This is a genomic window from Azospirillum sp. Marseille-Q6669 (genome assembly GCF_965111635.1).
In genome coordinates, this window is sequence record NZ_CBCOOP010000001.1 from 455514 (window position 1) to 468158 (window position 12645).

The 12645-nt window shown below is 69.3% G+C and carries 11 protein-coding genes; 10 read left to right on the forward strand and 1 reads right to left on the reverse strand.

Features of this window, described 5'->3' with window-relative positions; translation table 11 throughout:
• The first annotated feature begins 5 nt into the window (after positions 1-5).
• The 9 genes from ACWPXE_RS01860 (at position 6) to ACWPXE_RS01900 (ending at position 11160) form a co-directional block, all read left to right on the forward strand.
• A complete protein-coding gene (locus ACWPXE_RS01860; protein WP_454016456.1) occupies positions 6-1193 on the forward strand; it encodes an acetyl-CoA C-acyltransferase in 1188 nt (395 codons plus the stop codon).
• Between the two features lie 119 nt (positions 1194-1312).
• Positions 1313-2446: an acyl-CoA dehydrogenase gene (locus ACWPXE_RS01865; protein ID WP_114862091.1), complete on the forward strand. Its 1134-nt coding sequence runs from the start codon at positions 1313-1315 to the stop codon at positions 2444-2446.
• A 28-nt stretch (positions 2447-2474) separates the two neighbouring features.
• On the forward strand, positions 2475-4082 hold the full coding sequence (locus ACWPXE_RS01870; RefSeq protein WP_114862092.1) for a carboxyl transferase domain-containing protein: 1608 nt from the start codon (positions 2475-2477) through the stop codon (positions 4080-4082).
• Between the two features lie 17 nt (positions 4083-4099).
• Positions 4100-4894 (forward strand): enoyl-CoA hydratase/isomerase family protein, encoded by a 795-nt coding sequence (locus tag ACWPXE_RS01875; protein WP_454016457.1) that lies wholly within the window; start codon positions 4100-4102, stop codon positions 4892-4894.
• 6 nt (positions 4895-4900) lie between these two features.
• Entirely contained in the window at positions 4901-6904 is a 2004-nt protein-coding gene (locus tag ACWPXE_RS01880; RefSeq protein ID WP_454016458.1) for an acetyl-CoA carboxylase biotin carboxylase subunit, read from the forward strand.
• Positions 6905-6906: 2 nt separating this feature from the next.
• Positions 6907-7806, forward strand: a complete 900-nt coding sequence (locus tag ACWPXE_RS01885) for a hydroxymethylglutaryl-CoA lyase (protein WP_454016459.1) — start codon at positions 6907-6909, stop codon at positions 7804-7806.
• A 30-nt stretch (positions 7807-7836) separates the two neighbouring features.
• Entirely contained in the window at positions 7837-8664 is an 828-nt protein-coding gene (locus ACWPXE_RS01890; RefSeq protein ID WP_454016460.1) for a universal stress protein, read from the forward strand.
• 45 nt (positions 8665-8709) lie between these two features.
• Complete coding sequence (locus ACWPXE_RS01895) at positions 8710-10359, forward strand: 4Fe-4S dicluster domain-containing protein (protein ID WP_454017889.1); 1650 nt, start codon at positions 8710-8712, stop codon at positions 10357-10359.
• 39 nt (positions 10360-10398) lie between these two features.
• Positions 10399-11160, forward strand: a complete 762-nt coding sequence (locus tag ACWPXE_RS01900) for an SDR family NAD(P)-dependent oxidoreductase (protein ID WP_014242576.1) — start codon at positions 10399-10401, stop codon at positions 11158-11160.
• A gap of 26 nt (positions 11161-11186) precedes the next feature.
• Here ACWPXE_RS01900 and ACWPXE_RS01905 read toward each other — a convergent pair whose 3' ends face one another.
• The gene (locus tag ACWPXE_RS01905; protein WP_454016461.1) at positions 11187-11582 is read right to left on the reverse strand and encodes a PRC-barrel domain-containing protein; all 396 of its coding nucleotides are present in this window, start codon (positions 11580-11582) and stop codon (positions 11187-11189) included.
• A gap of 104 nt (positions 11583-11686) precedes the next feature.
• On the opposite strand from ACWPXE_RS01905, the gene ACWPXE_RS01910 reads away from it, so the two are divergent.
• On the forward strand, positions 11687-12610 hold the full coding sequence (locus tag ACWPXE_RS01910; protein ID WP_454016462.1) for an alpha/beta hydrolase: 924 nt from the start codon (positions 11687-11689) through the stop codon (positions 12608-12610).
• Positions 12611-12645 lie beyond the last annotated feature (35 nt).

Sequence of the window (12645 nt, forward strand, 5' to 3'; positions counted from 1 at the left end):
AGGGAATGACCATGACCGATACCGTTGTCATCGCGGGCGCCGCCCGCACGCCGATGGGTGGCTTCCAGGGCGACTTGCAGGGGCTGACCGCGCCGCAGCTCGGCTCCGCCGCCATCAAGGCGGCGCTGGAGCGCGCGGGCGTGAAGCCGGACGCCGTGGACGAGGTCTTCATGGGCAACGTCCTGCCCGCCGGTCTGGGGCAGGCGCCGGCCCGTCAGGCGTCGCTCGGCGCCGGCATCCCGGAGGCGGCGGGCTGCACGACCATCTCCAAGGTCTGCGGGTCTGGCATGAAGGCGGTGATGCTCGCCACCGACCTCATCAAGGCCGGCTCGGCGGAGATCATGGTCGCCGGCGGCATGGAGAGCATGTCCAACGCTCCCTACTTGCTGGACCGTGCGCGCGGCGGCTACCGCATGGGCCATGGGCGCGTGCTCGACCACATGTTCCTCGACGGGCTGGAGGACGCCTACGACCGCGGGCGCCTGATGGGCACCTTCGCGGAGGAATGCGCCACCCATTACCAGTTCACCCGCGAGGCGCAGGACAACTACGCCATCGAGAGCCTGAACCGCGCCCGCCGCGCCACCGAGGACGGCAGCTTCGTCAAGGAGATCACCGCGGTCATCGTCAAGGGCCGCAAGGGCGACACGGTGGTGGAGAAGGACGAGCAGCCGCTGAAGGCCGACCCGGGCAAGATCCCGACCCTGAAGCCCGCCTTCGCCAAGGACGGCACTGTGACGGCGGCCAACGCCTCCTCCATTTCCGACGGTGCGGCGGCGCTGGTGCTGACCACCTGGTCGAACGCGGAGAAGCTGGGCCTGCCGATCCTGGCGGAGATCAAGGCCCACGCCAACCACGCCCAGGCCCCGGCCTGGTTCACCACCGCACCCGTGGGCGCGATCAACAAGGTGCTGGAGCGCGCCGGCTGGTCGGCCAAGGACGTGGACCTTTATGAGCTGAACGAGGCCTTCGCCGTGGTCGCCATGGCGGCGATGCGCGAACTCGACATCCCGCACGACAAGATCAACGTGCATGGCGGCGCCTGCGCGCTCGGCCATCCGATCGGTGCCTCGGGGGCGCGCATCCTCGTCACGCTGCTGGCGGCGCTGGAGAAGAACCGGCTGAAGCGCGGCGTTGCCTCGCTGTGCATCGGCGGCGGCGAGGCCACGGCGGTGGCGGTGGAGTTGGTGTAAGGGCGGAGTGTTGCCCCCACCCTAACCCTCCCCGCTAACGCAGGGGAGGGGACTAACTCCCTCCCCGCCCAGCGGGGGAGGGCCGGGGTGGGGGCAATACGTATTCGGGAGGGAAAGCAATGCGGCTGACGGAAGAGCAGCGGATGGTGCGCGACATGGCACGGGACTTCGCGGCGGAGCGGCTGGCGCCCACCGCCGCCGAGCGCGACCGCACCGGCGCCTTCCCCAAGGAGGAGCTGGCCGAGATGGGCCGGCTCGGCCTGATGGGCATGCTGGTGCCGGAGGAGTTCGACGGCGCCGGCACCGACCACATCGCCTACGCGCTCGCCATCGAGGAGATCGCGGCGGGCGACGGCGCCATCTCCACCATCATGAGCGTGCACAACTCCGTCGGCTGCATGCCGATCCTGAAGTTCGGCAGCGCCGAGCAGAAGGAGCGCTTCCTGAAGCCGATGGCCCGCGGCGAGCAGCTCGGCTGCTTCTGCCTGACCGAGCCGCAGGCGGGATCCGACGCCGCCGCCATCAAGACCCGCGCGCGCCGCGACGGCAACCACTGGGTCCTGAACGGCACCAAGCAGTTCATCACCTCAGGGAAAAACGCCGACGTCGCCATCGTCTTCGCGGTCAGCGACCCCGAGGCCGGCAAGAAGGGCATCACCGCCTTCATCGTGCCGACCGACACCCCCGGCTTTCAGGTCGCGCGGGTCGAGGAAAAGCTCGGCCAGAGCTGTTCCGACACCTGCCAGATCGTGCTGGAGGACTGCCGCATCCCCGCCGACCTGATGCTGGGCGCGGAGGGCGGAGGCTACCGGGTGGCGCTCGCCAACCTGGAAGGCGGGCGCATCGGCATCGCCTCGCAGTCGGTGGGCATGGCGCGCTCCGCGCTCGACCACGCCACACGCTACGCCCAGGAGCGGCAGAGCATGGGCGTGCCGATCATCCAGCATCAGGCGGTGGCCTTCCGGCTGGCCGACATGGCGACGAAGGTGGAGGCCGCGCGCCAGCTCGTCCTGCACGCCGCGAGCCTCCGCGACGCTGGCGAGCCCTGCCTGAAGGAGGCGGCCATGGCGAAGCTGTTCGCCTCGGAGATCGCCGAGCGCGTCTGCTCCGACGCCATCCAGATCCACGGCGGTTACGGCTACCTGAACGATTTCCCGGTGGAGCGCATTTATAGAGACGTGCGCGTCTGCCAGATTTACGAGGGCACGAGCGACATCCAGCGGCTGGTCATCAGCCGCGCCCTGATGCAGTAGAACAAGAAGAGACGGGAGGACGACGGCCATGACCGTCCTGAAGAGCGCCCTGAACCCGCGCTCCGCCGAGTTCCAGACGAACGCCGACGCCATGTCCGCCCTGGTCGCCGACCTGCGCGAGAAGGTGGGCGCCATCAAGCAGGGCGGCGGTGCGAAGGCCCGCGACAAGCACCTGTCCCGCGGCAAGCTGCTGCCGCGCGAGCGCATTCGCCAGCTTCTCGACGTGGGATCGCCCTTCCTGGAGTTGTCGCAGATGGCCGCCTACAAGGTCTATGACGACGACATCCCGGCGGCGGGCATCATCACCGGCATCGGCAGCGTGGCCGGGCAGGAATGCATGGTGGTCGTCAACGACGCGACGGTGAAGGGCGGCACCTACTTCCCCCTGACCGTCAAGAAGCACCTGCGCGCCCAGGAAGTGGCGCAGCAGAACAACCTGCCCTGCATCTACCTTGTGGACAGCGGCGGCGCCAACCTGCCGAACCAGGATGAGGTGTTCCCCGACCGCGACCATTTCGGCCGCATCTTCTTCAACCAGGCCAACATGTCCGCCCAGGGCATCCCGCAGATCGCGGTGGTGATGGGAAGCTGCACGGCGGGCGGCGCCTATGTGCCCGCCATGTCGGACGAGGCGATCATCGTGCGCAACCAGGGCACCATCTTCCTCGGCGGCCCGCCGCTGGTGAAGGCGGCGACCGGCGAGGTGGTGTCGGCGGAGGATCTCGGTGGGGCGGACGTGCATTCCCGCACCTCCGGCGTGACCGACCATTACGCGATGAACGACGCCCACGCGCTCGCCATGGCGCGCAAGGTCGTGTCGAACCTGAACCGCAGCAAGCGCATCGACATGGACCTGCGCGAGCCGCAGGAGCCGGCCTACGACCCGCGCGAACTCTACGGCGTGATTCCCAGCGACCCGCGCAAGCCCTTCGACGTGCGCGAGGTCATCGCCCGCGTGGTCGACGGCTCCGTCCTGGACGAGTTCAAGCCGCTCTACGGAACGACGCTGGTCTGCGGCTTCGCCCACATCTTCGGCTACCCGGTCGGCATCATCGCCAACAACGGCATCCTGTTCAGCGAATCCGCCCTGAAGGGCGCGCATTTCGTCGAGCTGTGCTGCCAGCGCGGCATCCCGCTGGTCTTCCTGCAGAACATCACCGGCTTTATGGTCGGGCGGAAGTACGAGGCCGGCGGCATCGCCAAGGACGGCGCGAAGCTGGTCACCGCCGTCGCCTGCGCCAAGGTGCCGAAATTCACCGTCATCATCGGCGGCAGCTATGGCGCCGGCAACTACGGCATGTGCGGCCGCGCCTACAGCCCGCGCTTCCTGTGGATGTGGCCGAACTCGCGCATCTCCGTGATGGGCGGGGAGCAGGCGGCGGGCGTGCTCGCCCAGGTCCGGCGCGACGCCATGGAATCCCAGGGCAGGAGTTGGGCGCCGGAGGAGGAGGAGGCGTTCAAGGCCCCGATCCGCCAGCAGTACGAGGACCAGGGCCATCCCTACTACGCCTCCGCCCGGCTGTGGGACGACGGCATCATCGACCCGGCGGACACCCGCATGGTGCTCGGCCTCGGCCTGTCGGCGTCGCTGAACGCCCCGGTCGAGAAGACCACCTTCGGCGTGTTCCGGATGTGAGCGGGGGAACGACGAGCATGAGCGACATTCTGATCGACATCGCCGACAGCGGCTCCCTGGGCGGCGTGGCGACCGTTACGATGAACCGGGCGGAGGTGCACAACGCCTTCAACGAGCGGGTCATCGCCGATCTGACCGACGCCTTCCTCAGCCTGGGATCGAACCCGGACGTCCGCGCCATCCTGCTGCGCGGCGCGGGCAAGAGCTTTTCCGCCGGAGCCGACCTCGGCTGGATGAAGAAGATGGCGGGTTACAGCCATGGCGAAAACGTCGAGGACGCCATGGGCCTCGCCACCATGCTGCGCACGCTGGACGAATGCCCGAAGCCGACCATCGCCGTGGTGCAGGGTCCGGCCTTCGGCGGCGGGGTGGGGCTGGTCGCCGCCTGCGACATCGCCATCGCCGCCGAGACCGCCAGCTTCGCCTTGACCGAGGTGCGGCTGGGCCTGATCCCCGCGGTCATCAGCCCCTACGTCGTCGCCGCGATGGGCGAGCGCGCCTGCCGCCGCTATTTCCTGACGGCGGAGCGCTTCTCCGCCGCCGAGGCGCTGCGGCTCGGCCTGCTGCACCAGACCGTCCCGGCGACGGAGCTGGACGCCGCGGTCGAGGTGATGGTGCGCAACCTGCTGCAATGCGGCCCGGCCTCGCAGACCGCGGCCAAGGAGCTGATCCGCGCCGTGGCACGCCGTCCGCTGGACGACGCGCTGGTCCGCGACACGGCGGAGCGCATCGCCCGCCAGCGCGCGAGCGACGAGGGAAGGGAGGGCGTCGGCGCCTTCCTGGAGAAACGCGAACCGGCGTGGCGGAGCTGACGGACCATGTTCGACAAGATTCTGATCGCAAACCGCGGCGAGATCGCCTGCCGCGTCATCCGCACCGCCCGCCGCATGGGCATCCGCACCGTCGCCGTCTATTCGGAGGCCGACGCCCGCGCCATGCATGTGGAGATGGCCGACGAGGCCGTCTGCATCGGCCCGGCGCCGGTTGGCGAGAGCTACCTGCGCGGCGATGTCATTCTTGAGGTCGCCAAACGCACCGGCGCCCAGGCCATCCATCCCGGCTACGGCTTCCTGTCGGAGAACGCCGGCTTCGCGGCGGCCTGCGCGGAGGCCGGCGTGGTCTTCATCGGCCCGCCGATCGAGGCCATCCGCGTCATGGGCTCCAAGGCGGAATCCAAGCGCGTGATGTCCCAGGCCGACGTGCCGCTGGTCCCCGGCTTCCACGGCGACGCCCAGGACCTGGAGACGCTGAGCGCGGAGGCCGAGCGCATCGGCTATCCGGTGCTGGTCAAGGCGTCGGCGGGCGGCGGCGGCAAGGGGATGCGCGTGGTCCGCGCCGCCGGCGAATTCGCTGACGCGGTCGCCGGCGCCAAGCGCGAGGCGAAGGCCGCCTTCGGCGACGACAGCGTGCTTCTGGAAAAGTATCTGGGCCGCCCGCGCCATGTGGAGATCCAGGTCTTCTGCGACACCCACGGCAACGGCGTCTATCTGTTCGAGCGCGACTGCTCGATCCAGCGCCGCCATCAGAAGGTGATCGAGGAGGCCCCGGCCCCGGCGCTGCCCGACGACCTGCGCCGCCGCATGGGCGAGGCCGCGGTGGCCGCCGCCAAGGCGGTGAACTATGTCGGCGCCGGGACCGTGGAATTCCTCTACGAGGACGGCGGATTCTACTTCATCGAGATGAACACCCGCCTCCAGGTGGAGCATCCGGTGACCGAGAAGATCACCGGCCAGGACCTCGTCGAATGGCAGCTGCGCGTCGCCGCCGGCGGCACGCTGCCGCTGATGCAGGCCCAGCTCACCCGCCGCGGCCACGCCTTCGAGGCGCGCCTCTACGCGGAGGACCCGCAGCGCGAGTTCCTGCCGGCCATCGGCAAGCTGGTCCGCCTGCGCCCGCCCGCCGAGAACGAGCATGTCCGCGTCGACACCGGCGTCCGCGAGGGCGACGAGGTCACCATGTTCTACGACCCGATGATCGCCAAGCTGATCGTCTGGGACGAGGACCGCGACGCCGCGCTGCGCCGCCTGCGCGTGGCGCTCGCCGCCTACGAGGTGGTCGGCGTCACGACGAACGTGGCCTTCCTCGGCGCCATCGCCGGGCACCCGGCCTTCCGCGCGGTGGAGATCGACACCGGCTTCATCGAGCGGCACCGCGCCGACCTGCTGCCCCCGCCGGCCCCGGTGCCGGATCGCGGGCTGGCCATCGCGGCGCTCAGCGTGCTGCTCCGCCGCAACGCCGACGCCCGAAAGGCCCGCCGCGCCGCGTCGGATCCCTGGTCGCCCTGGCTGTCGGCCAGCGGCTGGCGCCTCAACGACGACAACCACCACGACCTGCGCCTGCTCGACGGCGACACGCCGCGCGGCCTGACCCTGCATTTCCGCCCCGACGGCTACGAGATCGAGGTGGAGGGCCGCCCGGCCATCCGGGCGGAGCGGGTGACGCTCGATGGCGAGACGCTGACCGCCACCATCGACGCGGTGCGCACCCGCGCCACGGTGGTCTGCCAGGGGCTGGACCTGACCATCCTATCGGATGGAGCGGTGTGGCGCCTGCATCTGGACGACCCGACCGCCCGCGCCGCGGAGCAGGAGGGCGGGTCCGGCCGCCTGACCGCGCCGATGCCGGGCACCGTCGTCCGCGTGCTGGTCGAGCCCGGCCAGACGGTGGAGGCGGGCGCGCCGCTGATGCTGCTGGAGGCGATGAAGATGGAGCACACCATCAAGGCCCCCGCCGCCGGCACGGTCAGCGCCGTCAACTTCGCGGCGGGCGATCAGGTGTCCGAAGGCGTGGACCTGCTGGTCCTCGACGTGGCGGAGGGATGAGCATGCGTCTGCCCAGGAGCGTCCGCATAGTGGAGGTCGGCCCGCGCGACGGCCTCCAGAACGAGAAGCAGATCGTCCCGACGGCGGTGAAGATCGGTCTGGTCGACCGGCTGACCGACGCCGGGCTGACCGCCATCGAGGCCGGCAGCTTCGTGTCGCCCAAATGGGTCCCGCAGATGGCCGACACGCCGGACGTCTTCGCCGGCATCCGCCGCAAGGAGGGGGTGCGCTACGCAGCCCTCACCCCGAACGCCAAGGGGCTGGAGGGCGCGCTCGCCGCCCGCGCCGACGAGGTGGCGGTCTTCGCCGCCGCGTCGGAAAGCTTCAGCCAGAAGAACATCAACTGCTCCATCGCCGAAAGCCTGGACCGCTTCGTTCCGGTGCTGGAGCAGGCGAAGGCCCGGGGCGTGCCGGTGCGCGGCTACGTCTCCTGCGTGCTCGGCTGCCCCTACGAGGGGGAGATCGCCCCGGCGGCGGTGGCCGAGGTGGCCGGCCGGCTGCTCGACATGGGCTGTTACGAGGTCTCGCTCGGCGACACCATCGGCACCGGCACCCCGGCCAAGGCCCAGGCGATGATCGCGGCGGTGGCGGAGCGCGTGCCGATGGAGCGCTTGGCGGTGCATTTCCACGACACCTACGGCCAGGCGCTCGCCAACATCCTGGCGACGCTGGAGATGGGCGTGGCGGTGGTGGACAGCTCCGTCGCCGGGCTGGGCGGCTGCCCCTACGCCAAGGGGGCGTCGGGCAACGTGGCGAGCGAGGACGTGCTCTACATGCTGAACGGGCTGGGCATCGAGACGGGAGTGGACCTCGACCGGCTGGTGGCGGCTGGCGCTTATATCAGCGATGCCATCGGCCGTCCGACCGCCTCGAAGGTCGCCCGCGCGCGGGGATGTGCGTAAAACACGGGGAAGAGGGAAGGGAAGGGCGCCATGAGCTTCACGAACCTGCTGGTGCATGTGGACGACAGCGACCGCTGCGGGGAGCGGCTGACCGTCGCCCTGACCCTGGCGCAGAAGCATGGCGCCGTTCTGACCGGCCTGTTCGCGCAGAGCGACAGCTCCGGTGCCGGCATCGTCACGCGCAAGGCCGGCCCGGCGCTGACCCAGGCGGCGCAGCGGGCCCGGGAGCTGTTCGAGGAGAAGGCCCACGAAGCCGGGGTGACCACCCGCTGGTGGCAGCTCAGCCATGGCGAGTACGGCCATGTGATCGCCGAGACGGTGATCTGCTCGCGCTATGTCGACCTCGCCGTCTTCGGCCAGCACGACCCGGAGGACAGCCGCGTCCCGGCGGACCTGCTTGAGGAGGTGGTGCTGAACGCCGGGCGCCCGATCCTGGTCGTGCCGCACAGCGGCAGCTATCCGCAGCTCGCCGACCGCCCGGTCATCGCCTGGAATGGCAGCCGCGAGGCCACCCGCGCCGTCAACGACGCGCTGCCGCTGCTGAAGCAGGCGAGTTCCGTACTCCTGCTCGCCTTCCACACCCAGCCGCGGGCGGAGGGGGGCGGCAACGTCCCGCAGGTCGACATCCTGGAGCATCTGGCGAGCCACGGCGTGACGGCCACGCAGGAACGCATGACCATCGCCAGCATGACTCCGATGGACGCCGTGCTGTCGCGCGCCTCGGACCACGGCGCCGATCTTCTGGTGATGGGCGGCTTCGGCGGCTATGGCGGCTCGCTGTTCCCGCTGTTCGGACGGGGCAGCAACACCCGCCAGATCCTGCGCCAGATGACCCTTCCCGTTCTGTTGTCGCACTGAGTTTGTTCGCACGAAAAAAGGAAAGAAGAAGAAATGGCTGACGAGATGGCTCGCGACCCGCGCGAGGTGATGGAGTACGACGTCCTTGTCGTCGGAGCCGGCCCGTCGGGCCTGAGCGCGGCCATCCGCCTGAAACAGCTCGCCAACGACGCCGGGCAGGAGCTGTCGGTCTGCGTCGTCGAGAAGGGCTCGGAGGTCGGCGCCCACCTGCTCTCCGGCGCGGTGTTCGAGCCGCACGCGCTCGACGAGCTGATCCCCGACTGGAAGGAGAAGGGCGCGCCCCTGACCACCCCGGCCCGCGAGGACCGCTTCCTCTATCTCACCGAGACCAAGGCCCTCAAGTCGCCCTTCGCCCCGCCGCAGATGCACAATCACGGCAACTACATCATCAGCCTTGGCAACCTCGCCCGCTGGATGGCCGGGCAGGCCGAGGAGCTGGGTGTGGAGATCTACCCCGGCTTCGCCGCGGCGGAGGTGCTCTACGACGACACGGGTGCGGTCAAGGGTGTGGCCACCGGCGACATGGGCATCGGCAAGGACGGCGAGAAGACCGCCAACTACACGCCGGGCATGGAGCTGCACGCCAAGCAGACCATCTTCGCCGAGGGCTGCCGCGGCTCGCTGACCAAGACGCTGTTCGAGCGCTTCGACCTGCGCCGCGACGCCGACCCGCAGACCTACGGCATCGGCATCAAGGAGCTGTGGGAGGTCGATCCCGCCAAGTCGCAGCCCGGCCTGATCGTCCACACCATCGGCTGGCCGATGGACCCCAAGACCTACGGCGGCTCCTGGCTCTACCACATGGAGGGCAACCTGGTGTCGGTCGGCTTCGTGGTCGGGCTCGACTACGAGAACCCGCACCTGTCGCCCTTCGAGGAGTTCCAGCGCTACAAGACCCACCCGGCCATCCGCCCGACCTTCGAGGGCGGGCGGCGCATCGCCTATGGTGCGCGGGCGCTCAGCGAAGGCGGCTTCCAGTCGATCCCCAAGCTGACCTTCCCCGGCGGTGTGATCGTCGGCGACGCGGCGGGCTTCCTCAACGTGCCCAAGATCAAGGGCAACCACACCGCGATGAAGTCAGGCATGCTGGCGGCCGAGGCGGTGCATGAGTTGCTGTCCGCCGAGGCAGCGGCGCGCGAGGCGGTGGCCTATCCGGAGAAGCTGAAGGCGTCCTGGGTGTGGTCGGAACTGCATGCGGTGCGCAACATCCGCCCCGGCTTCCAGAAGGGGCTGTGGGCGGGTCTGGCCAACGCGGCCTACGAGACGGCGACCAAGGGCAAGTCGCCGTGGACGCTGCACCATCGGCACGGCGACCACGAGACGCTGAAGAAGGCGTCGGAGATGCCGAAGATCGCCTATCCCAAGCCGGACGGCGTGGTGTCGTTCGACCGGCTGTCCTCGGTGTATCTGTCGAACACCAACCACGAGGAGGACCAGCCGGCGCACCTGACGCTGAAGGACGCGTCGGTGCCGATCGCGGTCAATCTGGCGCTCTACGACGCGCCGGAGACGCGCTACTGCCCGGCGGGTGTGTACGAGATCGTGCGGGCGGAGGACGGCAGCGACCCGCGCCTGCAGATCAACGCGCAGAACTGCGTGCACTGCAAGACCTGCGACATCAAGGACCCCACCCAGAACATCAACTGGGTCGTCCCGGAGGGCGGCGGCGGGCCGAACTATCCGGGCGGGATGTAAAACTCAAACGGCAGCAAAACACATCAGGGAGAGAGCGCGATGCAGATCAACGGTCAGGCCGCCATCGTCACCGGTGGCGCCTCCGGCATGGGGGCGGAAACCGCGCGCCATCTGGCGAAGCTGGGCGCCAAGGTCACCGTGCTCGACATGAACGAGGCGGCGGTCAAACAGGTGGCCGAGGAGATCGGCGGCCTGGGCCTGCTCTGCGACGTGTCGAGCGCGGAGTCGGCGGAGAAGGCCGTGGCCGAGGCCCGCGCGGCCCATGGCCCGGCCCGCATCGCGGTGAACTGCGCGGGCGTCGCTCCGGCGAAGCGGATCGTCGGGCGCGATGGCCCGATGGCGCTGGACGACTTCCGCAAGGTGATCGAGGTCAACCTGATCGGCACCTTCAACATGCTGCGCCTCGCCGCCGCGGACATGGGCACGCTCGACCCGCTGGAGTCGGGGGAGCGGGGCGTGATCGTCAACACCGCCTCGGTCGCCGCCTACGAGGGTCAGATCGGGCAAGCCGCCTACGCCTCGTCGAAGGGCGGCATCGTCGCCCTGACCATCTGCGCCGCCCGCGATCTGGCGCGCAGCGGCGTGCGCGTGATGACCATCGCGCCGGGCCTGATCGGCACGCCGATGCTGCTGAACATGCCGCAGGAAGTCCAGGACAGCCTCGCCGCCACGGTGCCTTTCCCGAAGCGCTTCGGCCAGCCCTCCGAATACGCCCGACTCGTGCAGCACATTCTGGAAAACGAAATGTTGAACGGCGAGGTGATCCGGCTTGACGGCGCCATCCGCATGGCGCCGCAGTAACGCATTACCGACAGGCTGGATCGGCCTCAATCGTCCCAGATCGGCAGGGTTCCGAGCTGCGCGTTCGACAGCGCCGTCGTCAGGCTGCGCCCGTCGTCGCGCAGTTGGTCCAGGCCGACGATGACCTCCTTGTCGCCGATCCCCACGCCATGCTCGACGTCCACAACAACGGCGACCGTTTGCCCGGAGGCGTCCATCAGCACCTCCTCAACCTCGCCGATCTTCGTGCCGTCCGGTCCCAGGACATCCATGTCGTCCAGTTGCCCGACCGTCCGCTTGAGGGACAGCACCATGACGTTGTCGTCCTTCACCTCCCGATAGGCGTTGGCCGGGTTGGCGATGGCGGCGCTCTGCTGGGCGAGCGAGGGCCCGGCCGCGACCATGACGAGGGCGACCGCCGTTGCGGAAAGGAGCTTTCTCATCGCGTTGCTCTCCTGCTGCTGACCGTGCAACAACATGGGGCCGCGAGCACGGTTCCACCCGATGCACCGGTCCACATCGTTCGATTGTGCAGGAACCAACGTCGATGCTCCGATTCGCTACGACCGTGCTGCTGCTGGCCTTGTCCGGCTTCGGCGTCCAGGCCGCGCCGGTGGAAACCGTGATGGCCGAAACCGTGAAGGAGGCCCGCAAGGTGGAATCGTTCGATCTGCGCGCCGACCGGACGGGCCTGGATTACCGAGTGTTTCTCGTCCGCCCCGTCGAAGCGCCGCCCCCGGACGGCTATCCGGTCATCTATCTGCTGGACGGCAACGCGACCGTACCGATGATGGAGTCGGTCATCGGTCCTAATCCGCCCGAGCCCTACGGTTCTGCGGTGATCGTCGGAATCGGCTATCCGATCGACGGGCCGTTCGACGTCCTCCGCCGCTACCGCGACCTGACACCGCCGACCCCGCCGGAGTTGATTCCGCCGTCGCGGGACGGCGCCTCCGTCATCGAAACCGGTGGACGCGACGATTTCCTGGCCTTCGTTGAGACGCAGGTGATCCCGTCGGTCGAAGCGCGCCTGCCCATCGACCGGCAGCGCCGGACGCTGTTCGGTCATTCGCTGGGCGGACTGTTCTCCCTCTACGTTCTCTACACCAAGGGGGACCTGTTCCAGACCTATGTCGCGGCCGACCCGGCGATCTGGTGGAACGGGCAGGGCATCCTGAAGGAGCAGGCGGCGTTCCTCGATCGAGCGGTGGGTGCAGGCGTGGCGCCCGGCACGGCGCTGCTGATCGAGACGTCCGGCAAGCTGGTGGAACGTCCGTTGCCGCCGGCGGACGCCGAACGGCTGAAGCGCCTGCGTTCCGGGCAAACGGGAAGGGAGGTTGCGGCCACCCTTGCGACGGTTCCGGGTTTGCGGCTCGCCTTCCATGACTTCGTCGAGGAAAGCCACGGTTCGATGCTGCCGCTGGCCGTGGCCGACGCCCTGCGCTTCGCTTTCGGACGGGCTCCCGACTGACAAGCTGCGGGTGCGGCCATTGGAGACACGGGGGA